The sequence below is a fragment of the Luteibacter rhizovicinus DSM 16549 genome (assembly GCF_001887595.1).
In the GTDB taxonomy this organism is placed as follows: domain Bacteria; phylum Pseudomonadota; class Gammaproteobacteria; order Xanthomonadales; family Rhodanobacteraceae; genus Luteibacter; species Luteibacter rhizovicinus.
In genome coordinates, this window is sequence record NZ_CP017480.1 from 464,607 (window position 1) to 487,563 (window position 22,957).

Here is a 22,957-nt window from a genome sequence, read left to right on the forward strand (position 1 = left end):
CCATCGGCGACTTCCTACAGCCGCGTCACGTTCCAGGAAACCATCCGCCCGTCCTTGTACGGCATGACGCCGTGAAAAGCTCGCGGATCGCTATCGAACACCAGCGGCAGGAAGTGGCGATCGCCCTCCCACATGGGCAGGGCGTCGAGCTCGGCTAACGGAACCCACTCCAGCTTACCCTCCGCGTTGGACTCGAACGGCGTCCCCGCATAGCGGTCGATGACAAAAATGAAGCCGAGCCAGTCTTCGCCTTGCTTGCCGAAACCCGGCCAGTTGAGCGTGCCGCGCAGACGCATCTCCAGGCATTCGATGCCCGCCTCTTCCATGATCTCGCGGCGCATGCAGGCGGCGATGTCCTCCCCGGCCTCCATCTTGCCACCGAGGCCGTTGTACTTGCCCAGGTGCTGGTCGTCCTGGCGGGCGTTGCGGTGGATCATGAGGACGCGCTGGCCGTCCGGCGACATCACGTAGCCGAGCGTGGCGACGATGGGCGTATAAGGCATGGCGGTGGCAACAAGGCGGAAAAAACCCGAAGTTTACCCGCTCCCCATGCGAAGGCGGCGTTTCGCCTCTTGCGTGGCCGGGGCGACCCGGCGACCATCGACGGATGCCTCACCCGCCCCTTCCCCGCACGACCCGCGCCTTTCTCGCTCGCCTGGCCATCGCAACCGCCCTGGCGGGAGCTGCCATGGGTTGCGTCGCACCGGCGGACGCCGTGGACAGTCGCGACCTGGTCTTCGACAGCCAGTCCTATTTCGCCGTCACCGTCGATACCCGCCGCGAAGACATCGAGCTGTACTGGCGCAACCCCGACACTGACCAGCCCTTCAGCACGATCGACGCCCTGCGCACCTGGACCACGGGCAAGGGCCGACCGCTCTCGTTCGCGACCAATGCGGGCATCTACGATCGCGAGTTCAAGCCGCTCGGCCTGTATGTCGAGAACGGCAAGGCACTCGTTCCGCTGAACCTGATTCATGGCAACCCGCGCTCGGGCAATTTCTCGTTGCTGCCCAACGGCGTGTTTGCGGTTTACGACGACGGCAGCGCCGACGTCCATACCAGCGAAGGATTTCGCGACGCCGGCCGCAAGGCACGCTGGGCCACGCAGTCCGGGCCGATGCTGGTCATCGACGGCGAGATCAATCCCCAGTTCGACAACGGCTCGGACAGCATGAAATGGCGCAGCGGCGTCTGCGCGAAGACGCCGCACGAGGTGGTCTTCGTGGTCAGCCGCGTACCCGTCAATTTCCACAGTTTCGCCCGGTTGTTCCGCGACGAGATCGGCTGCCGGGATGCACTCTTCCTGGACGGCACGATCTCGCAGGCGTTCACTCCCGACGATGGCTACGCGGGCGCGCCCGCCTTCATGACCAAACCATACGCGGGCATGATCGCGGTCTTCCCGAAGCGACGCTGAGCCATCAGTCGTAGGGAAGGAGTAGCGTGACGCGATCCTTCCAGCCGACGCGGGCCTTGGCCTGCAGCGTGCGGTCCGGCGGTGGTGTGTACGTGGTGCAACCGGGCCCGTTGAAGCAGGTGTTCCACCCCGCCTCGTAGATTATGTTGTAGGAGAGCTTGCGCCCTTCGTTGCCGCGTAACGGGAATTCCCAAACCACCTCGTACTGGGGATTCAGCGTACCGGCGAGCGGCGTCGCCTGGACGAGGCTGCCGTTGTGCTTGCGGGCGTTGATCCAGTTGTAGATGGCGGGCACATCCGGGGTCCATCGGGTGGTGCGGTAAAACCGGGTATCCGCGTTGGTTCGCGTCTGCACCAGGTGCATTTCCGACTGCGAGGTGTCCGTACGCGCCTGGGCCAGGTTGAGATTGAAGCTGATATTCGGCGTGATCTTGCCCGTCGTGTCGACGGAAACCCCCGCCTGCGCATTGCCGCCGACGACGAAGCGCTCCGCATGGGACACGCTGACAGCCCCATCGACGGAATCGGAAGGAAACAGTGTCCGCAGCCGCTGCCCCACCGGGCAGCCGAAGAATTCCTGCCCGCCTTCCATGTCGCAGAGAAACAGGCGCGTGTTGGCCGTACCCGGAAAGGACGAATCCACGGGCCATGCCGACGTGACGCCGTCGTATTCGATAGGTCCCCACCCGCTGTGGATGCTCGCATCGAGCAGGCGTCGCAAGCCACCCTGGACGGCATCGAACTTGCCCTCGGTGCCCGCGCGACGCCCGAAACCCGTACCGGCGCCATCGCCCACGGTCTTCGCCCAGAACAGAAATGTCGTACCGCCCGGGTCGACTGGATCGTCGTTGCGCAGCAGGACCCATTCCGACGCGAGACTCAAGCGCGGCTCGTCCGTGCTACGGAAGGGCGCGATGGTGAACTGTGGCGGCGCCGCGACGTGCATCGAAAGGTTGCCGTACTGGCACCACCGGCGCAATTCCGTGGCGAGGACGAGGACTTCGTCGCTGGTCGGAGGCCGCTGCCCGAATACTGCGGAGGCCATCCTCCGGCGGAACGCCCGGCACACGGACGCGGGCGATGCGGCCAGCAGGTCGAAGTTCACGTCCATCGAGCGTGACGTGGTGCTGGCGGAACGAACCGGACGAGGCGCCTCATCGATCTCGCCGCGTTCGGCCCACGTCCAGCCCGTCAGGATTGCCGTGCGATGGACAGCGTCCGTGGCATCGAACCCGAAGATACCCAACCCCTCGGCCGGATCGAGGACAATGGTGTTGGTTGCCGGCCAGGCATAGACGCCCTGCGGCTTGAGCAAGCGCAGGAGGGTCCAGGGGCCCGTCACGGCGAGCCGTTTCCCCTGGGCGAGCCATTCACTGACTTTCGACTCGACCTCGACCCGATTGTCGTTGTCGTCCACGGTGACAATGGTGACACCGGCGACACTGCTGCTGTCCAGCGTGATGGCCCCCGCCGTCGGTGATATCGCAACGGCGATCAGCACCGCGAGCGCGGTGCATGCGTGAGTTCTCATGGCGTATCCCTGCTTCCGCCCGTTAGCGGGCGGGAAGAGCTTCGCGGTTGCGCACGCAACCACGTATCGGGCGCGCACTCCGATCGCTGTAGGGATTAGCTCAATTCACAAGAGAAGCCGCTCACAAATTGCCAGATAAAGATCGGGCAACCGCTGGAGATCGGCGACCGACACGCACTCATCCACCTTGTGGATCGTCGCGTTCACCGGCCCCAGTTCGATCACTTCGGCCCCCATCGGCGCGATGAAGCGACCGTCCGAGGTGCCGCCGCCGGTGCTCTGTTCGGGATCGATGCCACACAGGTCGCGACACACACCAACGACGACTTCGCGCAGTTTTCCACCCGCCGTCGCGAGAAACGGATGTCCGGACAGGTGCCAGTCGATCGAGAAGCTCACGCCATGGCTGCGCAGGATCGCCTCGGTGCGCTCGCGCAAGGCGTCGGCTGTGCTGGCGGTCGAAAAGCGAAAATTGATCAGGGCCACCAGCTCGCCGGGAATGACGTTGTTCGCGCCCGTCCCTGCATTGATATTGGACACCTGGAACGACGTGGGTGGAAAGTCGGCATTGCCTTCGTCCCAGCGCTCCACCGTCAGCGCCGCCAGGGCAGGAGCGAGGCTATGTATCGGGTTCGTCGCCTTCTCCGGATAGGCAACGTGGCCCTGCACACCGTGCACCGTCAAGGTGCCCGAGAGCGAGCCACGACGGCCCACGCGAATCAGGTCGCCCAGCCTCGACTTCGCCGACGGCTCGCCGACCACGCAGGCATCGATGCGCTGGCCGGTTCGTCCGAAATGTTCGACCACCTCGCGAACGCCATGCAGCGCGACGCCCTCTTCGTCACTGGTCAGCAGCAAGCCGACCGTACCGCCATGATTCGGCTGCGCGGTGACGAACCGTTCCAACGCGACCACCATGGCGGCCACCGAGCCCTTCATGTCAGCCGCACCGCGCCCATAGAGCAGGCCATCCCGTTCGGTCGGCTCGAAGGGCGGCGAGGCCCAGTTCGCTTCCGGCCCGGTCGGCACGACATCGGTATGGCCGAGAAAGGCAAGGACCGTTCCGCCGTCGCCGTGAGTCGCCCACAGGTTGTCGACGTCGCCGAAGCGCAGGTGCTCGATCTGGAAGCCGACCGCGGACAGACGTGCCGCGACGAGCGGCAGGCATCCGGCATCCTCCGGTGTCACGGAGCGTCGGCGGATGAGATCGTGGGTGAGTTCGATGACGGGAGACATGGGCTCGCTTGCCTTACTTGCCGAATCGTTTCTTGAATGCGTTGTCCGAGAAGCCGACGGCGACATCGTCACCGTCGACGACCACCGGCCTCTTGATCAGCGCGGGGTATTCCTTGAGCAGTAGCGTCCACTCGGGATCGGTGCGCGGATCCTTGCGTTGTGGCAACAGCGTGCGCCACGTGGTCGACGCCTTGTTGATCAGCTTCTCCCAACCGCCGAGCGCCTCTGCCCAAGCCTTGAGCGTGGCCGCCGGCACGGGGCTCGTGCGGTAATCGACGAAGTCGTGGACCACCTCGAAACGGGTGAGCCAGTTGCGCGCCTTCTTGCAGGTATCGCAGGTCGGCAAACCGTAGAGGATGACGGCCATGCTTATTCGCCGCTGCGCAGCAGTTCGTTGATACCGGTCTTCGAGCGTGTCTTTTCGTCGACCTGCTTGACGATGATCGCCGCGTAAAGGCTATGGCTGCCGTCCTTCGCCGGAAGGCTGCCGGCGACGACGACACTGCCCGCCGGAACGCGGCCGTAGCTGACTTCGCCGGTGGCGCGGTTGTAGATACGCGTGGACTGGCCGAGGAACACGCCCATGCCGATCACCGAACCCTTTTCCACCACCACGCCTTCGACGACCTCGGAGCGCGCACCGATGAAGCAGTTGTCTTCGATGATCGTGGGATTGGCCTGCAGCGGCTCGAGCACGCCACCGATGCCGACGCCGCCACTGAGGTGGACGCCGGCGCCGATCTGCGCGCACGAACCCACGGTGGCCCAGGTGTCGACCATGCTGCCTGCACCCACGTAGGCGCCAATGTTGGTGTAGCTGGGCATCAGCACCGCGTCTTTCGCGATGTGCGCGCCCCGGCGCACCAGCGCACCCGGCACGATGCGCGCGCCGAGGTTGGCGTACTCGGTGGCATCACCGTCCGCGAAGCGCAGCGGAACCTTGTCGAAGGCGCTCGACGGTCCGCCATCCATGACGCGGTTGCCGTTCATGCGGAAATACAGAAGCACGGCTTTCTTCAGCCATGCGTTGACCGTCCAGCCGCCCTTGCCGTCCGGCTCGGCGACGCGACGCTCACCGGATTCGAGCAAGTTGAGCACCTGGTCGACCGCGTCACGGAGACTGCCTTCGATTTCATTCTGGTTGAGGTCGGCACGACGCTCGAAGGCGTCGTCGATAAGGGACTCAAGCGTTTGCATCTGCATTCAAGCTGTTCCTGGGGTTTTCGAAACCGATGTGACGAAGCAGGCACTCGCGCAGGATCTCCCTGCGTTGCGGAGACAGCGGCGCGTTGCTGCGATCGGTAAGTTGGAAGAAATCTTCGACACGCTCACCGAACGTCGCGATACGTGCATCATGCACGCGCACCTCGGCTTCAGCCAGCGCCTGCGCCACGGCGGCAAGCAGCCCGGGCCGGTCGGTGCATACCAGCGCGAGCTGGGTGCGTTCACCGGCGTCGACGAATTCGATGCGCGGCGTCATCTGGAAATGGCGCAGGTGCCGCGAAAGACTGCGTTTCGGAGGGCCCTGCCCGGCCGGCTGGTCGAGCGCCCGCAGCATGCGCGAGCGTAGTTCCTCGGCGCGCTGGAGTGACGCGGGGGCCTGTGATTCCGACTCGAGCAACAGGAAGGTGTCCAGCGCCTTGCCGGTGCTGGAGACGAGGATGCGAGCCTCGACGACGGAGAAGCGCAGGCGATCGAGCATGGCCGTCACCGTGGCGAACAGGCCGTCCCGGTCGGGCGTGTAGATGAAGAGTTCGGTGCTGCCACGCACGGAGAACGGATGCACCTCGACCAGCGGCGTTGCGCCGCGGGCGCGCAGGATCGCGGCGGTCTGCCAGGCGATCTGCTCGGGCCGATGGCGCAGGAAGCTGAGGTCCGGAAATTCCGCCCACACGCTGGCGATGTCGTCGGCGGCCACGTGCTCGGCGACCAGCATGCCGAGTGCGCGCTCGCGTGTTTCGCGCAGACGCATGCCCGCATGGGCCGGCGGCGTGAGGTCACTGCGCAGGGCGAAGCGCGTCGACGTGTAGAGATCGGCGAGCAGCCGGTCCTTCCAGGCGTTCCATAGCTTCGGACTCGTACCGATGATATCGGCGATCGTCAGCAGGTACAGGTGGTCGAGGTGCTCCCAGTCGCCGACTGTCGCGCCGAAACGATGCACGACGTCGGGATCGGTGATGTCCTGGCGCTGCGCTGTCGTGCTCATCAACAGATGCTGCCGAACCAGCCACGCGACGAGATCGATGTCGTCCTGCGGCAAGCCGAGGCGCGCGCAGAACGCCCGCGCATCCTCTTCGCCCAACATCGAATGATCGCCGCCGCGCCCTTTCGCGATGTCGTGGAACAGGGCCGCAAGGAGCATCAGCTCCGGTTTTTCGACGTGCGGCCAGATTTCGCAGGCGATCGGAAAATCGCGGCGTGCCGCCGGATCGGCGAAACGCGCCACGTTGCGCAACACGCGCAGCGTGTGTTCGTCCACGGTGTACACATGGAAGAGGTCGTACTGCATGCGGCCGACGACCTTGCCGAACGCCGGCAGGATCGCGGCGAGCAGGCCATGGCGATTCATCCGCCACAATGCCTCCACCGCGGGCGCGCCACGCCGGAGCAGCGCCAGGAACGCGCAGAGCACCTGCGGGTCGTCCGCCAGGGATTCGCCGTGCAGGGAAACGGCGTGCTGGATGCGCCGCATGGTTTCCGCGGTGAAGCCGGTGATACCCGGCTCGTCGAGCCGTGCGATGAAGATCTCCACCAGCGATGCCGGCCGACGCACGAACAACTGCGGGTTGCGCAACGAAATCCGCGAACCGTGGCGCACATAGTCGGTACCGACCGGCAAGGCCTCGGTCGCCGGATCGAGCATTTCCTCGAAGCGTTCGACCAGCTGGGTGCCTGAGCGCTCGATCTGCGTGGCCGCCCGGTAATAGCCCTGCATGAACTGCTCGACGCCGAGGTTCTTGGCATGCTCGTCCTCGAAGCCGAGCTGCTTGGCCAGGCCACGCTGGTAATCGAACAACAGGCGCTCCTCCGCCCGCCCTGCTTCCACATGGAGAGCGTAGCGGTAGCGACGGAGGGTCTCCTCGGCGCGGGCGAGCTTGGTCGCCTCGACTGGCTCCAGCAGCCCTTCCGCCACCATGTCGTCGAAATCGGGGGCGTCCGCCAGGCGGCGGCCCAGCCAGCGCAAGGCGTCCAGCGTGCGCAGCCCGCCGGGGCCGTCTTTCAGGTTGGGCTCGAGATTCTGCGCGGTGTCGTCATATCGCGCGTGACGCGCATCGCGTTCGGCGAGGCGCGCGGCGAGATACTGGCGCGGGGGCCACAGGGCGGGGTCGTCGAGGATCCCGCGAAGACTCTCGGCCAGGATGGGCCAGCCGGCCAGGCGCCTCGCGTCGAGCAGGCTGGTGAATACGCTGGCATCGCTGGCGGCGAGTTCACGACACTGTTCGACCGTGCGGACCGCGTGGCCCGGCTTCAGGCCGATATCCCACAGACAGCCGAAGAAGCTTTCCAGTGCGCGATGCAGGGCGGGCGAGGTCTCGGCCACCAGGGCGAGCAGGTCGACATCGGACGCCGGAAACAGCATGCCCCGACCGAAGCCACCGACGGCGAACAGGGCACCGGCGGCCATGTCACCCAGGCAGGCACCCCAGGCATGGACCACGATGCGGTCGACGATCTCGGACCGGCGACGGGCCAGGGCCGAGGCATCTTCACCTTCACGGAAGGCGACGGTGAGCGAGCGGTCCACGTCGCCCAGCAGCTGGCGCAACGAACGCCGCGCCTCGGGCGAGACGCCCGATCGCGGCACGACGGCGGGCAGGCGTGGAAGCGGCGGAAGCGTCACGTCGGAGCCCTCTGCGGTGGTTGGCACATCGAGCGGACGGCAGCTCCCTGGAGGGCTGCCGTCGATGGAGCGTCAGGCGGCGTGGGCGTCCGGCCAGGGCGTCAGGATCTCGAAACCATCGTCGGTCACGGCGATGGTGTGCTCCCACTGGGCCGACAGCGAGTGATCCTTGGTGACCACCGTCCAGCCATCCGGCAGCGACTTCGTCTGCGGCTTGCCGGCGTTGATCATCGGCTCGATGGTGAAGGTCATGCCCGGCTTGAGCTCGAGGCCCGTGCCGCTGCGGCCGTAGTGAAGTACCTGGGGCTCGTCGTGGTAGACCTTGCCGATGCCGTGGCCGCAGTACTCGCGGACCACGGAGAAACCCGCCGATTCGGCGTGCTTCTGGATCGCGGCACCGACGTCGCCCAGCGTGGCGCCCGGCTTCACGGCGCGGATGCCCTGCATCATCGCCTCGAACGTGGTGTCGACCAGACGCTTGGCGAGGACGCTCGGCGTGCCGACGAAGTACATGCGGCTGGTGTCGCCATGCCAGCCGTCCTTGATCACGGTGACGTCGATATTGACGATGTCGCCATCCTTCAGGACCTTGGTTTCCGTCGGAATACCGTGACAAATCACGTGGTTGACCGAGGTGCACACGGTCTTGGGGAAACCCCGGTAGCCCACATTGGCCGGAATCGCCTTCTGCACGTTCACGATGTGATCGTGGGCGAGACGGTCCAGTTCCTCGGTGGTGACACCGGGTTTGACGTGGGGCACGAGCATCGCCAGCACCTCGGCGGCCAGACGGCCAGCCTCGCGCATGTGCTGGATCTCTTCGGGGGTCTTCGGTACGACGGCCATGACGGTTCTCTCTTTTCCTTTGCCCTCAGGGGATTGGGCCTGCCACACGAGGTGGCGGCGCCCCTGCCGGAAATCCACCCTCGGCTTGCGGCCGGGCGGGTCCGGAGGCTACAATTAGCGAGTTTTGCTGTCCGGCGAAGCCACTTTGACGTGGCCACGGCGGCGATACGAAGCGCGATTGTAACCGTATGAAGCCACTATTGGCCCCACGAAAGCATCGCTTTTAACGCCACACACGCATCGGCACCGCCTTCGGGGTGCCTGGCCCGACAGGGCCGGGTCGAAGCCGGGGATGCGTGGAGGTCCCAACCCCCACAGAACCGCTCGATGCGGTTCGCCCAGGAGTAATTCCATGGCACAAGTCACCATGCGCGAAATGCTGGAAGCCGGCGTCCATTTCGGCCACCAGACCCGTTACTGGAACCCCAAGATGGCTCCGTACATCTTCGGCGCCCGCGGCAAGATCCACATCATCAACCTCGAGAAGACCCTTCCGCTCTTCACCGACGCGATGAACTTCCTCTCGGGCCTGGCCCAGAAGGGCGGCACCGTCCTCTTCGTCGGCACCAAGCGCTCCGCCCGTGAGTCGCTGGCCGAAGAAGCCGCGCGCGCCGGCCAGCCGTTCGTCACCGCCCGCTGGCTCGGTGGCATGCTGACCAACTTCCGCACGGTCAAGCAGTCGGTTGCCCGCCTGAAGGAACTCGAGGCCGCTGAAACCGACGGTTCGTTCGAGAAGCTGGTCAAGCACGAAGTGCTGGCCCGTCGCCGTGAGCGCGACAAGCTGCAGAACTCGCTGGGCGGCATCAAGGACATGAACCGTCTGCCGGACGCCCTGTTCATCGTCGACATCGGTCACGAAGACATCGCCGTCCAGGAAGCCCGCAAGCTTGGCATCCCGGTCGTCGCCGTCGTCGACACCAACTACGACCCGGCCCTCGTCGACTACGCCATCCCGGGTAACGACGACGCCATCCGCGCCATCCAGCTGTACGCCCGCGCCGCTGCCGACTCGATCCTCGAAGGCAAGGCTGCTTCGCCGAACGCCGCTCGTGGCGACGCCAACGAGTTCGTCGAGCTCGACGAAGAAGGCAATCCGGTGGCCAAGGACAACGCCCCGCGCGGCGATCGTCGTGGCGCCCCGGACAAGAAGGGTGCTCCGCGTCGCGAAGGTGGCCGTGACGGTGGTCGTGGTCGCGCGTAAGCGCCCCACCCTGTCGAGCTCTTCCGTTTCATCCGGCGCCGCGGCATGACCGCCGCGGCGCCCATCAAAATCTTGAGGAACTACCATGGCTGACATTTCCGCCAAGCTCGTCAATGAACTGCGTCAGCGTTCTGGCGTCGGCATGATGGAGTGCAAGAAGGCGCTCGTCGAAAACAATGGCGACATCGAAGTGGCGATGGAATGGCTGCGCAAGAACGGCATGGCCAAGGCTGACAAGAAGGCCGACCGTGTCGCTGCCGAGGGCCTGATCGCCGTCGCGCAGAAGGCCGGCGTTGCCACCCTGGTTGAAGTCAACAGCGAAACCGACTTCTCCTCGCGCAACGAGCAGTTCATCCAGTTCACCAAGGACGTCGCCAACGTCGCCCTCCAGACCGGCATCAACGACATCGAGGCACTCAAGGCGGCCAAGCTCGGCGAGAACACCGTCGAAGAAGGCGCCAAGACGCTCACCGTCACCATCGGCGAGAAGTTCGATGTCCGTCGCATGGCCAAGGTCGAGAGCGAAGGCACCATCGGCGCCTACTCGCACAGCGGCCGCATCGGCGTGCTGGTGGCCCTCAAGGGCGGCTCGGAAGAGCTGGCCAAGGGTATCGCCATGCACGTCGCCGCGATGAACCCCAAGTTCATCAAGGTCGACGACGTCCCGGCCGATTTCCTCGCGAAAGAGAAGGAAATCGAGCTTTCCAAGATGACCGACAAGGACAAGGCCAAGCCGGCTGACATCCTCGACAAGATCATCTCGGGCAAGGTCAACAAGATCCTCGCCGAAGTCACGCTCGTCGGCCAGCCGTACGTGCTGGACGGTGACATCACGGTCGCCGAAGCCCTGAAGAAGGGCGGTGCCGAGATCGTCTCGGTGCAGCGCCTGGCCGTTGGCGAAGGCATCGAGAAGGTCGTCGACGACTTCGCCGCCGAAGTCATGAAGCAGGCCGGTCTGGCGTAAGCCTTTCCTCCTGGCAGTACCCGAAAGAGCCGCGAGAGATCGCGGCTCTTTTTTTGCCTGCAGGAGCTCCCTGGCCACTGTGGGAGCCGCTTCAGCGGCGATAGGCCTAAGGCATCACCGCTCCGTTGGCTTTTCGCCGCTGAAGCGGCTCCCACATTTGTTAAACTACGCCCGTTTTGCCCCACACAAACTGGAGATTCCCCATGAGCACCCCGCTGAAGAACCGCCGCATCCTGCTCAAGCTCTCCGGTGAAGCCCTGATGGGAGCAGAGGACTACGGCATCGATCCCAAGGTGATCGGTGGGTTGGCCAAGGAAATTCTCGAAGTGCGCGACGCGGGTGCGCAGATCGGCGTTGTCATCGGTGGTGGCAACATCTTCCGTGGCGCGGGTCTCGCCGCTGCCGGCATGGATCGCGTTACCGGCGACCACATGGGCATGCTCGCCACCGTCATGAACGCTCTCGCGATGCAGGACGCCATCGAGAAGCTCGGCGGCGAAGCACGCACCATGAGCGCCATCAAGATCAACGAGGTCTGCGAGGACTTCATCCGCCGCCGCGCCATCCGCCACCTCGAGAAGGGCCGCGTGACCCTGTTCGCCGCCGGCATCGGCAACCCGTTCTTCACCACCGACTCCGCCGCCGCCCTGCGCGCCGTGGAAGTCGGCGCCGATCTGCTGCTCAAGGCCACCAAGGTGGACGGCATCTACTCGGCCGATCCAAAGCGCGACGCGACCGCCACGCGCTACGACCACCTCACCTACAACCAGGTGATCGAGCGCCGCCTCGAAGTAATGGACACGGCCGCGATCGCCCTGTGCCGCGAAAACAAGCTGCCGCTGCGTATCTACGACATGACCCAGCCGGGCAACCTCATGAGGATCATGAAGGGCGAGCCCGTCGGTACCCTGGTCGACGCCGGCTGACGCGCTGTCGGGCCGGGACCCGTTGGGTGCCGGCCCCTGCCTTGGCGCGCTGCGACAAGGCCGTACGCGCACGCACTGCTATACTCGCCTGCTGACCCGTTCGACCGGAAACGAGCCCATGATCAACGACATCAAGAAAGATGCTGAGACCCGTATGGGCAAGAGCATCGACTCCCTCAAGCACGACCTGAAGACGATTCGCACCGGCCGCGCGAATCCGTCCATCCTCGACAACATCGTCGTGCCCTATTACGGCACACCGACCCCGCTGGCCCAGGTGGCCAACGTCTCCACGCCGGACGCCCGCTCACTGTCGGTGAAGCCGTTCGACAAGGCGATGGTCGGCCCGATCGAGAAGGCCATCATGGCCTCCGACCTCGGCATCACCCCGACCACCATGGGCATGGACATCCGCCTCAACTTCCCGCCGCCGACCGAGGAGCGCCGCAAGGAGCTCGCCAAGAGCGTGTCGAAGGAAGGCGAGGCCGCCAAGATCGCCATCCGTAACGTCCGTCGGGATGCCGTCCAGCACGTGGCCAAGCTGCTCAAGGACAAGGCGATCACGGAAGACGACCAGAAGCGCGCCGACGGCGACATCCAGACCCTCACGGACAAGTTCGTGAAGGAAGTGGACGACGTGGTCAAGGACAAGGAAAAGGAGCTGATGGCGCTCTGACGCGCCATCGGATCAAGGCCCCCATGGCAGCCAAGCCCGACGCACGGGTTCCCCGCCACCTGGCTATCGTCATGGACGGCAACGGCCGCTGGGCGAAACAGCGCCTGCGGCCGCGCACCTTCGGCCATCACGCCGGCCAGAAAGCGGTCAAGGAAGCCGTGGAGTTCTGCCTGCGCCGGGGTATCGGCTCGCTCACCCTGTTCGCCTTTTCCAGCGAAAACTGGAAGCGTCCCGCGACCGAAGTTTCGGCCCTGATGGAGCTATTCCTGAAGGCGCTGGACAAGGAAGTGGACGAACTCCACGGCAACGGCGTACGTATCCGTTTCGTCGGCGACCTCGACGCGTTCGCGCCCGAGCTGCGCGCGCGCATGCTCGGGGCGATGGACCGCACCGCCGGCAACACGTCGCTGAACATGAACGTGGCCGTGAACTACGGCGGCCGCTGGGATATCGCCAACGCCGCGCGCCTGGCCATCGAAGCCATCGCCCGCGGCGAATTCGCGGCGACCGAGCTCGACGAGGCCCGCCTCCAGCATTACACCTGTCTTGCCGACCAACCGCCGCTGGATCTGTTCATCCGCACCGGCGGCGAACATCGGGTCAGCAACTTCCTGCTCTGGCAGCTTGCCTATGCCGAGCTCTATTTCACCGACACCCTGTGGCCCGACGTCGACCAGGCCTGCCTTGCCGAGGCCCTCGACGACTATGCCCGCCGCGAGCGCCGTTACGGCCGCACCGGTGAGCAGGTAGCCACGGGTTAACGCCGGACACTCATGCTCAAGCAACGCATCCTCACCGCCGCCGCACTGATCCCGGTCGTCCTGGCGCTGATTCTCCTGCCCCCGACCGGCTTCTTCGCCGCGATCGTCGCCCTCGTCTTCGTGGGCGCCGCGTGGGAGTGGAGCCAGCTCGCCGGGAGCCGCACCTCCGTCGGGCGCGGCATCGTCGCGGCCGTCGCCGCCGTCATGTTGCTCGCCCTGCTCCTGGTCTGGACGCCGGGGCTGCTCACCGCGCTGACCCTTGCCGGCGTGGCCTGGTGGATCGGCTGCTGCTTCTGGCTGCGCAATTTCACCTTCGCCGCGGCGCCCAACGCCGAGAACCGCATGCTCAAGCTGGGCGTGGGCGTCCTGGTCATCGTACCGACCCTGGCCGCCGCCATGGCGTTGCATACCAGCGACCACGGTCACTGGTGGACCCTGCTCGGCCTGGTCATCGTGTGGTTCGCCGACACCGGCGCTTACTTCAGTGGACGCTACCTCGGTCGCCGCAAGCTCGCGCCGCGCATCAGCCCGGGAAAGACCTGGGCGGGCGTCTACGGCGCCATCGTGGCCGGCTCCTTCATCACCGTGCTTGGCGGCTACCTGATCGGCGTGCGCGAGACGTCCCAGCTGGTCGGCCTGGGCGTGCTCGGCGTGATCACCGTGGGCTTCGCCGTGGTCGGCGACCTGTTCGAGAGCCTGATGAAACGCCATGCATCCGTGAAGGACTCCGGCAGCCTGTTTCCCGGCCACGGTGGCCTGCTCGACCGCCTCGACAGCGTCTTTGCCGCCCTGCCCATCTTCGCGGCCGGCAAACTGCTGCTGGGCCTGTAACGCCATGGCCATCCGCCAGGTCGCCGTGCTCGGCGCCACCGGTTCCATCGGTGGCAGCACGCTCGATGTGATCGCGCGCCACCCCGACCGCTTCCGCGCCAGCGTACTGGTCGCCAACCGCAGCAGCGAAGCGCTCGCTGCGCTATGTGAGCGCTTTCGGCCCGACCTGGCCATCATCGCCGATCCCGGCATGGAGGCCGATCTCGCCCGTCGCCTCGCCGCGGCCGGCGTGCGCTGCGAGGTAGCCTCCGGCGCTGACGCGGTCACCGCCGCGGCCGCCGGCCCGCTCTGCGACACCGTAGTCGCCGCCATCGTCGGCGCGGTCGGACTCGAATCCACCTTCGCCGCTGCGCGCGCCGGCAAACGCCTGCTGCTGGCCAACAAGGAATCCATCGTGATGGGCGGCGCCCTGTTGCTCGAGGCCCTGCGCCTGGGCGGCGGCGACCTCATTCCGGTCGATTCCGAACACAACGCCATCTTCCAGTGCCTGCCCGGCGGACGCCCGGAACTCGCCCACGCAGGCGTCCGGCGCCTCGTACTGACCGCCTCCGGCGGCCCGTTCCGCGGCCGCACCCGGGCCGATCTCGGCGCGATCACCCCGGACGAGGCCTGCGCCCACCCCAAGTGGTCGATGGGCCGGAAGATCTCGGTTGATTCGGCCACGCTGATGAACAAGGGCCTCGAGGTCATCGAGGCGCACCACCTGTTCGCCGCGCCGGTCGACCGTATCGAAGTCGTGGTCCACCCGCAGAGCCTGGTCCATTCGATGGTCGACTACGTCGATGGCTCCATGCTGGCCCAGTTGGGCAATCCGGACATGCGGACGGCGATCTCCTGCGCCCTGGCCTGGCCCGAGCGCATCGAGGCCGGCGTCGCGCCGCTCGACCTGGCGGCCCATGCCCGCCTCGACTTCGAAAAGCCCGACCTGGATACCTTCCGCTGCCTCGCGCTGGCCTTCCAGGCCCTGCGCGCGGGCGGCGATGCGACGACGATCCTGAACGCCGCCAACGAAATCGCCGTTGAGGCGTTCCTTGCCGGGACCCTGCCCTTCCTGGGCATTGCCGAGCTCGTCGAACGCGTTCTTGAGGAACTGCCGGCCGAACCCGTGGTCGATGTCCAGACCCTTGTGGAACGAGACGCCGCCGCCCGGCGGTCGGCGCGGAACGTGCTGCACCGCGCTTACTGCTAAACTCGCTCTACCCAACGACTTTTTTTTCGAGACCCTCCCTCTCCGATGAGCCCCTTCCTAGGTTCCGTGTTCTGGCTGCTGGTCACGCTTGGCGTACTGGTGACCTTCCACGAATTCGGCCATTACTGGGTCGCGCGCCGCTGCGGCGTGCGCGTACTCCGCTTCTCGGTCGGCTTTGGCCGTCCGTTGTGGCGTCGCGTCGCGAAGGACGGCACCGAATACCAGATCGCTGCCATCCCCCTGGGTGGCTACGTGAAGATGCTCGACGCCCGCGAAGGCGAGGTCGATCCTTCCGAGCGCGGCCAGGAATTCACCGGCAAGTCGGTCTGGAAGCGGATCGCCATCGTCGCCGCGGGTCCGGCCTTCAACCTCATTTTCACCATAGCCGCGTTCTGGGCGATGTACATGATCGGCAAGCCCGACGTGGCACCCATCGTCAATGCGGCACCGGACACCATCGCCGCGCAAGCAGGCATTCGTCCCGGTGACCGCCTGATCGCCATGAACGGCGAGCCGGTATCCACCGGTAGCGATGCCTTCGACGTGCTCGCCAACGGCCTGCTCGGCAACGAACCGATGCCGGTAAGGGTGAAAGGCAGCGACGGCAGCCAGCGTGACGTCGTCCTGCCGCTGCAGAAACTTACGGCTGAAGGCGACATCGGCAAGAAATTCGGTCAACTCGGCCTGACCCTTCAGACCACGCCCTTCGTGGGCGACGTCGTGCCGGGCGATCCGGCAGCGCTGGCCGGCATCCGTCCGGGCGACCGCATCGTCAGCGTCAACGGCAAGCCGGTGGCGGACTTCGACGCCTTCACCAAGCTGGTGCCCGAGCAGGCGGTCATCTCGCCGAAGCTCGCCGTCGCCATCGAACGGGATGGCACGACACGGACCCTCGACATCACCGCCCGGATGAAATCCGAACGCGGCCAGCCCACCCGCTGGATGATCGGCATCGGTGCCCGCCCGCCAGAAACCGCCACACTGCGCTACGGTCCCGTGCGCGCCTTCAGCGAATCGCTGCAGACGACGTGGAACGGCACCGTCTCCACCTTCAACCTGATCGGCAAGATGCTTTCAGGGCAGGCGTCGACCAAGAACCTCTCGGGCGTGATCGGCATCGCCCAGGTGGCCAACGATTCGGCCAACCGTGGCCTGGGATGGTTCCTCAACTTCCTCGGCCTGGTCTCCCTGAGCCTGGCGATTCTTAACCTGTTGCCCATCCCGGTCTTGGACGGTGGACACCTGCTGTATTACCTTATCGAGTTGGTCAAAGGCAGCCCGGTCAGCGAACGCACCATGATCGCCGGCCAGTACGTCGGGCTCGCCTTGCTGTTCACGCTGATGGGGCTGGCGTTTTTCAACGACATCCAGCGAATGATCGTCTCGTGACGAGGCATCCGTATCACCCCGGTCGTGGGCGCTCGCGCGTTCATGGCCAGACGACGCTGGGCATGAGCCCTGCGCGTGCTCCTATTCGGTCGCCGGCCTCGTCCGCCGGCTTCTGGTCTTAACTCAACGGAATCGACGATGAAGCGTATCGCCGCCCTGATCCTGCTCGCCTCCCTGTCTGCCAATGCGCTTGCTTTTGAGCCGTTCGTCGTCTCCGATATCCGTATCGACGGTCTCACCCGCATTGCCCAGGGCACGGTGCTGAGCTATCTGCCGATCGAGAAGGGCGAGTCCTTGACCGACGAGAAAGCTCAGGCCGCGATTCGCGCCCTGTACCAGACCAAGTTCTTCAGCGACGTGGAAATTGAACGCCAGGGCGACATCCTGGTGATCAAGGTCACCGAGCGTCCGGCCATCGCCAAGCTCACGCTGCGCGGCAACAAGGACATCAAGGAAGACGACCTGCGCAAGGGCCTCAAGGAGATCGGCCTGTCCGAGGGTGAAACCTTCGACCGCCTGTCCCTCGATCGCGTCCAGCAGGAACTCATCCGCCAGTACTACAACCGCGGCAAGTACAACGTGTCGGTGATCCCGCACGTGACGCCGCTCGATCGCAATCGCGTGGCGATCGACATCGAGATCCGCGAAGGCAAGGCGGCGAAGATCAAGGAGATCAACGTCGTCGGCAACAAGGCCTTCACCGACAAGGCGATCCGCGACGGTTTCGAGTCGAACACGTCCAACTGGCTGTCCTGGTATTCCAAGGACGACCAGTACTCCCGCGAAAAGCTCTCCGGCGATCTGGAGAAGCTCAGCAACTACTACATGAACCGTGGCTACGCCGACTTCGGCGTCGATTCCACGCAGGTGGCGATCAGCCCGGACAAGCGTGCGATGTACATCGACGCCAGCGTCAAGGAGGGCGAGGTCTACACCGTCTCCGACGTGCACCTGCTCGGCGAACTGATCCTGCCGGAAGACACCCTGCGCAAGCTGGTGTACATCCATAAGGGCGACACCTTCAATCGTGCGGCGATCGAAGCCAGCACCGATGCGATCAAGGCCATCCTGGCCAATATCGGCTACGCCTTTGCCAAGGTGACGCCGGTGCCGAAGCTGGACAAGGACAAGCGCACCGCCGACCTCACGCTCTTCATCGAGCCGGGCAAGCGCGTGTACGTGCGTCGTGTCGTCTTCCAGGGCAATACCCGCACGGAAGACGAGGTCCTGCGCCGCGAAATGCGCCAGCTCGAAGGCGCCTGGTACTCGCAGGGCGCGATCGACCGCTCGAAGACACGCCTGCAGCGCCTCGGTTACTTCAAGACCGTCGACATCGACAAGGCCCTCGTGCCGGGTACGGTCGACCAGGTCGACCTGACGGCCAAGGTGGAAGAACAGTCCGCCGGCTCGTTGATGTTCGGCGTGGGCTATTCGCAGTACTCAGGCATCATCCTGTCGGCCTCGGTCTCGCAGAACAACTTCCTGGGTACGGGTGACCGCTTCTCCATCGGTGCGGAAACCAGCACGTACTACAAGCGCATCAACGCGAGCTACACCAATCCGTACCTCACCGATTCGGGTGTGCAGATCGGCTACAACGTCGGCTACAGCAAGCTCGATTACGGCGATACCGACCTCGCGAACTACACGTACAGCACCAAGTCGTTCCAGACGACGCTGTCGATCCCGATCTCCGACTTCGATTCGCTGACCACCAGCCTCGGCGTCAGCTCGAACCTGATCAACACGTCCACCTATACCCCGGGCCAGCTGGTGGCCTACCAGCAGGCCGTCGGTAACAAGACCATCCACTCGTGGACGTCGAGCCTTGGCTTTACGCACGATACGCGTAACAGCTACTGGGCCCCGACCCGCGGTGGTCAGTTGACGCTCTCGGTCGATGGCGCACTGCCCGGTTCCACCGTGCAGTACTACAAGATCTTCGGCGAAGCCAACCACTACTGGCCGATCGGCAAGGGCTTCGTGCTCTATCTCGACGGACAGGTCGGCTACGGCAAGACCTACGGCCAGAGCTACGACAACGACGGTTTCGCCTACAACCCGAACGATCCGACCAACCCGATCAAGATCTACTCCAAGGGTGACAAGGTGGCGTTCCCGTTCTGGGAGAACTACTACGCCGGCGGCGTGCGTGACGTCCGTGGCTTCCAGGACAACACCCTGGGTCCCCGTCTCTGCGACGGCCTCAGCACGAACCCGGGCGGCAAGCCCGACAGCCACGGCAATTGCACGGGCGGCTACTACAGCTACGGCCAGCCGGTCGGTGGCGCCTTCAAGACGCTCGGCACGGCGCAGATGTTCCTGCCGCTGCCCTTCCTGAAGGACATCAACACCGCTCGTGTGTCCTGGTTCGTCGACGTCGGTAACGTCTACTCCTCGTACTCGACGTTCAAGGCCAGCGACCTGCGCGCCTCGACCGGTCTGTCGCTGCAGTGGCAGGCACCGATCGGCCCGCTGATCATCAACTTCGCGGTGCCGTTTCGTAAGCAGTCCGATGACGGCCGCTTCGTCGAGCGTATCCAGTTCACCTTCGGCAGCCAGCTCTAAGGCTTGCAAGTCGCTAGAATCGAGGGGTGGTGCGGCTCCGGCCCACCACCCCTTTTTTATGGAGTGCCCCGTGAGCGGAAATCCGCAATACACCCTGGCCGAGCTGGCTGAACGATTCGGCCTCGAGGCCCATGGCGATCCCGCCACGGTCGTGGATGGTGTCGGCACCCTGTCGGCGGCTACCGCCTCCCAGTTCACCTTCCTTTCGAATCCGAAGTACACCTCGCAACTGGCCGAGTCACAGGCCGGCATCGTCGTGCTGAGCGCCGAAGCGCTGGCCTTGCGCAAGGGTGCGGCCCTGGTGGCCAAGGATCCCTACGTCGCCTACGCGAAGATCGCCGCGCTCTTCGAGCGCGTCGCCGCGGCGCCACGAGGCATCCACGCGAGCGCCGTGGTTTCGCCGTCCGCCCGCGTACACCCCACGGCCAGTGTCGGCCCGTGCTGCGTGGTGGACGAGGGTGCCGTGATCGAGGAAGGCGCCATCCTCGGACCGCACTGCGCCATCGGCCCGGGCTGCGTGGTCGGCGCCAACTCGCGACTGGTCGGCCGGGTCACCCTGGTCATCCGTGTCACGCTGGGCAAGCGCGTCCTCGTGCATCCCGGCGCAGTGATCGGCTCGGACGGCTTCGGCCTCGCTTTCGACCGCGATCACTGGGTGAAGCTTCCGCAACTGGGTGGCGTGCGCATCGGCGACGACTGCGAAATCGGCGCCAACACCACCATCGACCGTGGCGCGCTGGACGATACCGTGCTCGAGGAAGATGTCCGCCTCGACAACCAGATCCAGATCGCGCACAACGTGCATATTGGCGCCCACACGGCGATGGCCGGCTGTTCCGCCGTCGCCGGCAGCGCAAAGATCGGGCGTTACTGCCTCATCGGCGGCAACGCGGGCGTCCTCGGCCACCTCGAACTGGCCGACCGGGTTACCATCACGGCGAAAAGCCTGGTCACCGCATCGATCAGGGAGCCGGGCGAATACTCGTCCGGCACACCGTTGCAGGACAACCGCCAGTGGCGGCGCAATGCAGCGCGCTTCAAGCATCTCGACGAGTACGCGCGCCGCCTGTCGGCGCTGGAAAAGGAAAAAGGGCAATGACCGATTCGAACGCTGCCGTGAAGCTTCCGGTGGATGTGGAGCATATCCAGCGGCTGCTGCCGCACCGCTATCCGTTCCTCCTGGTGGACCGGGTGATCGAGCTCGATCCGGGCAAGAGCATCGCAGCGATCAAGAACGTCACGATCAACGAGCCGTTCTTCCAGGGACATTTCCCGGGGCATCCGGTCATGCCGGGCGTCCTGATCGTCGAAGCCATGGCACAGACTGCCGGCCTGCTCACCCAGCTGACCAGCCAGATCGAAGGCCAGGGCGGCAGCCCGCTGTTCTACCTGGTGAAGGTGGACAACGCCCGCTTCTCGTCCGTCGTCGCGCCGGGCGACCAGCTGCGCCTCGAGGTGTCGCTCAAGCGGCTCCTTCGCGGCATGGGCCTGTTCGAAGCCAGGGCCCTGGTGGACGGCAAGCCCGTTGCCTCCTGCGAGCTGATGTGCGCCGCGAGGAACGATAAATGATCCATGCCACCGCGCAGATCGATCCGTCCGCGCGCATCGCTGACGACGTCAGCATCGGCGCGTTCAGCGTCATCGGTGCTGACGTCGTCATCGGCGAGGGCACGACTGTCGGTCCACACGTGGTGATCGAAGGGCCGACGACGATCGGCCGCGACAATCGCATCTCGCAGTTCGCGTCGATCGGCGGTCCGCCGCAGGACAAGAAATGGCAGGGTGAACGCACCGAAGTCGTCATCGGCGACCGTAACCTGATCCGCGAATTCGTCACGATCAATCGCGGAACGGGTGATGGCGGCGGCGTGACACGCATCGGCAACGACAACTGGCTGCTCGCTTACGTGCACATCGCGCACGACTGCCAGGTCGGCAACAACGTGGTCTTTTCCAACTATTCCGCCCTTGCCGGGCATGCCGATATCGGCGACTGGACGATCATGTCCGGTTATTCCGGCGTGCATCAGTTCTGCAAGGTCGGCGCCCACGCCTTCATTGGCATGGGCTGCCTGGTCGGCTCGGACGTACCGCCCTTCGTGATGATGGCCAACGAGACCCGCGGCCGGCCGCGCGGCATCAACAGCGAAGGACTGAAGCGACGCGGCTTCGACACCGCGCGCATCGCCGCCATCAAGAAAGCCTACCGCACGCTGTACATGGCCGGCCTGCCGCTGGCCGAGGCGCGTGAGCAGCTTCAGGCCCAGGCGGAAACCAGCGAGGACGTGCGCCAGATGCTCGAGTTCCTCGACCGCAGCGAGCGCGCGCTCGCCCGCTGACCTCATGCCGCCGACGATACCCTCCCCTGGCCTGCCGACCATCGCCCTGATTGCCGGGGAGGATTCCGGCGATCAGCTCGGCGCGGACCTCATCGACGCCTTGCGCGCACGCTATCCGGCGGCGCGCTTCGTCGGTATCGGCGGCCCTCGCATGACCGCCCGGGGCTTCGAGTCCTGGTTCGATATCCGCGAGCTGTCCGTCATGGGATTTGCCGAGGTGGTCAGCCACCTCCCGCGTCTGCTCCGGCTGCGCAAGGCGCTTCTCGGCAAACTGCTGGCCACGCGTCCCGATATCACCGTCGGCATCGATGCTCCCGATTTCAACCTCGGCGTGGAGCGCAAGCTCAAGGCCGCCGGGATGCGCACTGTCCACTATGTCAGCCCCTCCGTCTGGGCATGGCGCGAGAAGCGCGCGGAAAAAATCGGCCGCTCGGCCGACCGCGTGCTCTGCCTTTTCCCGATGGAGCCGCCGATCTACGCGAAGCACGGCATCGACGCACGTTTCGTCGGCCACCCGCTCGCCGATCGTTTCCCGATGGTTTCCGACCGCGCCGCGCCGCGCGACGCGCTCGGCCTGCCACAGGATGCGCCTGTCCTTGCCGTGCTACCCGGTAGCCGGCCGAGCGAGATCGACCGGATCGGCGCGATCTTCATCGCCGCGGCGAAGCGCGTCGCCGCCACGATGCCCAACCTGCGCATCGTCGTCCCGGCCGCGAACGAGCGCGTCCATGCGCGGCTCACGGCCCTGCTCGCGGACTTCCCCGGCACGCCGCCCCTGCTGACGGACGGCCGCGCCCACGATGCCATGCTCGCGGCCGATGTGGTCTTGCTGGCCTCCGGCACGGCCACGCTCGAGGCCATGCTTGCCAAGCGGCCGATGGTCGTGGGCTACCGCGTCTCGCCGACCAGCTATCGCATTGCGAAGGCACTGCGCATGCTCAAGACCGATGTCTACAGCCTGCCGAACATCCTCGCTCGCGCCTGCGGCCTGGGCCGCCGGCTGCTCGTGCCGGAATTCATGCAGGACGACTGCACGGCGGAGACCCTCGGCGAGGCCACCCTCGCCCTGCTCGGTGACAGCGAGCGTCGTGGCGCCGTCGTCGCCGCGTTCGAATACCTGCATCAGGAGCTGCGTGGCGGCCTGGAAGGTCGCGCGGCGGATCACGCGGCCGATGCCATCGCCGAGCTGATCGCGGCCCCCGCCTTGCCGGGCGGCGGGCGTCCGGCCTAGGCTGAGCC

At 65.6% G+C, this 22,957-nt stretch carries 21 protein-coding genes; 14 read left to right on the forward strand and 7 right to left on the reverse strand.

Going from position 1 to position 22,957, the window contains the following annotated elements:
* Positions 1-14: 14 nt before the first annotated feature.
* Positions 15-503, reverse strand: coding sequence for an NUDIX hydrolase (locus tag BJI69_RS02220; protein ID WP_046968683.1), 489 nt, complete (start codon positions 501-503; stop codon positions 15-17).
* Positions 504-607: 104 nt separating this feature from the next.
* On the opposite strand from BJI69_RS02220, the gene BJI69_RS02225 reads away from it, so the two are divergent.
* Positions 608-1,420, forward strand: coding sequence for a phosphodiester glycosidase family protein (locus tag BJI69_RS02225; RefSeq protein ID WP_078022972.1), 813 nt, complete (start codon positions 608-610; stop codon positions 1,418-1,420).
* Between the two features lie 4 nt (positions 1,421-1,424).
* Here BJI69_RS02225 and BJI69_RS02230 read toward each other — a convergent pair whose 3' ends face one another.
* From BJI69_RS02230 to map, 6 genes are all read right to left on the reverse strand, one after another.
* Entirely contained in the window at positions 1,425-2,951 is a 1,527-nt protein-coding gene (locus BJI69_RS02230) for a hypothetical protein (RefSeq protein ID WP_071924858.1), read from the reverse strand.
* Between the two features lie 105 nt (positions 2,952-3,056).
* Positions 3,057-4,187 carry a succinyl-diaminopimelate desuccinylase gene (gene dapE / locus BJI69_RS02235; protein ID WP_046968680.1) on the reverse strand — a complete coding sequence of 377 codons (1,131 nt, stop codon included), beginning with the start codon at positions 4,185-4,187 and terminating at the stop codon, positions 3,057-3,059.
* Between the two features lie 13 nt (positions 4,188-4,200).
* A complete protein-coding gene (locus tag BJI69_RS02240) occupies positions 4,201-4,554 on the reverse strand; it encodes a Spx/MgsR family RNA polymerase-binding regulatory protein (protein ID WP_046968679.1) in 354 nt (117 codons plus the stop codon).
* Positions 4,555-4,556: 2 nt separating this feature from the next.
* Positions 4,557-5,384 (reverse strand): 2,3,4,5-tetrahydropyridine-2,6-dicarboxylate N-succinyltransferase, encoded by an 828-nt coding sequence (dapD, locus tag BJI69_RS02245; RefSeq protein WP_046968706.1) that lies wholly within the window; start codon positions 5,382-5,384, stop codon positions 4,557-4,559.
* Positions 5,371-8,028, reverse strand: coding sequence for a [protein-PII] uridylyltransferase (gene glnD / locus BJI69_RS02250; RefSeq protein ID WP_244465310.1), 2,658 nt, complete (start codon positions 8,026-8,028; stop codon positions 5,371-5,373). The genes dapD and glnD overlap by 14 nt, the downstream gene beginning before the upstream one ends.
* A 72-nt stretch (positions 8,029-8,100) precedes the next feature.
* Positions 8,101-8,874 (reverse strand): type I methionyl aminopeptidase, encoded by a 774-nt coding sequence (gene map, locus BJI69_RS02255; protein WP_046968678.1) that lies wholly within the window; start codon positions 8,872-8,874, stop codon positions 8,101-8,103.
* A gap of 352 nt (positions 8,875-9,226) precedes the next feature.
* Here map and rpsB point away from each other — a divergent pair, with 352 nt between their 5' ends.
* The 13 genes from rpsB to lpxB all read left to right on the forward strand — a co-directional run bounded on the left by rpsB (position 9,227) and on the right by lpxB (position 22,949).
* Positions 9,227-10,075 carry a 30S ribosomal protein S2 gene (gene rpsB / locus BJI69_RS02260; protein ID WP_046968677.1) on the forward strand — a complete coding sequence of 283 codons (849 nt, stop codon included), beginning with the start codon at positions 9,227-9,229 and terminating at the stop codon, positions 10,073-10,075.
* 85 nt (positions 10,076-10,160) lie between these two features.
* The gene (gene tsf, locus BJI69_RS02265; protein WP_046968676.1) at positions 10,161-11,039 is read left to right on the forward strand and encodes a translation elongation factor Ts; all 879 of its coding nucleotides are present in this window, start codon (positions 10,161-10,163) and stop codon (positions 11,037-11,039) included.
* Between the two features lie 203 nt (positions 11,040-11,242).
* Positions 11,243-11,965 carry a UMP kinase gene (gene pyrH, locus BJI69_RS02270; protein WP_046968675.1) on the forward strand — a complete coding sequence of 241 codons (723 nt, stop codon included), beginning with the start codon at positions 11,243-11,245 and terminating at the stop codon, positions 11,963-11,965.
* Between the two features lie 118 nt (positions 11,966-12,083).
* Entirely contained in the window at positions 12,084-12,641 is a 558-nt protein-coding gene (gene frr, locus BJI69_RS02275) for a ribosome recycling factor (RefSeq protein ID WP_046968674.1), read from the forward strand.
* 23 nt (positions 12,642-12,664) lie between these two features.
* Positions 12,665-13,402 (forward strand): polyprenyl diphosphate synthase, encoded by a 738-nt coding sequence (gene uppS, locus BJI69_RS02280; protein WP_046968673.1) that lies wholly within the window; start codon positions 12,665-12,667, stop codon positions 13,400-13,402.
* Between the two features lie 12 nt (positions 13,403-13,414).
* Positions 13,415-14,233 carry a phosphatidate cytidylyltransferase gene (locus BJI69_RS02285; protein ID WP_046968672.1) on the forward strand — a complete coding sequence of 273 codons (819 nt, stop codon included), beginning with the start codon at positions 13,415-13,417 and terminating at the stop codon, positions 14,231-14,233.
* A 4-nt stretch (positions 14,234-14,237) separates the two neighbouring features.
* Positions 14,238-15,422 (forward strand): 1-deoxy-D-xylulose-5-phosphate reductoisomerase, encoded by a 1,185-nt coding sequence (locus BJI69_RS02290; RefSeq protein ID WP_046968671.1) that lies wholly within the window; start codon positions 14,238-14,240, stop codon positions 15,420-15,422.
* 45 nt (positions 15,423-15,467) lie between these two features.
* Positions 15,468-16,811, forward strand: coding sequence for an RIP metalloprotease RseP (gene rseP / locus BJI69_RS02295; RefSeq protein ID WP_046968670.1), 1,344 nt, complete (start codon positions 15,468-15,470; stop codon positions 16,809-16,811).
* Between the two features lie 138 nt (positions 16,812-16,949).
* The gene (gene bamA, locus BJI69_RS02300) at positions 16,950-19,379 is read left to right on the forward strand and encodes an outer membrane protein assembly factor BamA (RefSeq protein ID WP_046968669.1); all 2,430 of its coding nucleotides are present in this window, start codon (positions 16,950-16,952) and stop codon (positions 19,377-19,379) included.
* Positions 19,380-19,449: 70 nt separating this feature from the next.
* Positions 19,450-20,478 (forward strand): UDP-3-O-(3-hydroxymyristoyl)glucosamine N-acyltransferase, encoded by a 1,029-nt coding sequence (gene lpxD / locus BJI69_RS02305; RefSeq protein ID WP_425476886.1) that lies wholly within the window; start codon positions 19,450-19,452, stop codon positions 20,476-20,478.
* Entirely contained in the window at positions 20,475-20,948 is a 474-nt protein-coding gene (gene fabZ / locus BJI69_RS02310) for a 3-hydroxyacyl-ACP dehydratase FabZ (RefSeq protein WP_046968667.1), read from the forward strand. Before lpxD ends, fabZ begins: the two co-directional genes overlap by 4 nt.
* Positions 20,945-21,718 carry an acyl-ACP--UDP-N-acetylglucosamine O-acyltransferase gene (lpxA, locus tag BJI69_RS02315; RefSeq protein WP_046968666.1) on the forward strand — a complete coding sequence of 258 codons (774 nt, stop codon included), beginning with the start codon at positions 20,945-20,947 and terminating at the stop codon, positions 21,716-21,718. Before fabZ ends, lpxA begins: the two co-directional genes overlap by 4 nt.
* A 4-nt stretch (positions 21,719-21,722) precedes the next feature.
* Positions 21,723-22,949 carry a lipid-A-disaccharide synthase gene (gene lpxB / locus BJI69_RS02320; RefSeq protein ID WP_046968665.1) on the forward strand — a complete coding sequence of 409 codons (1,227 nt, stop codon included), beginning with the start codon at positions 21,723-21,725 and terminating at the stop codon, positions 22,947-22,949.
* Positions 22,950-22,957 lie beyond the last annotated feature (8 nt).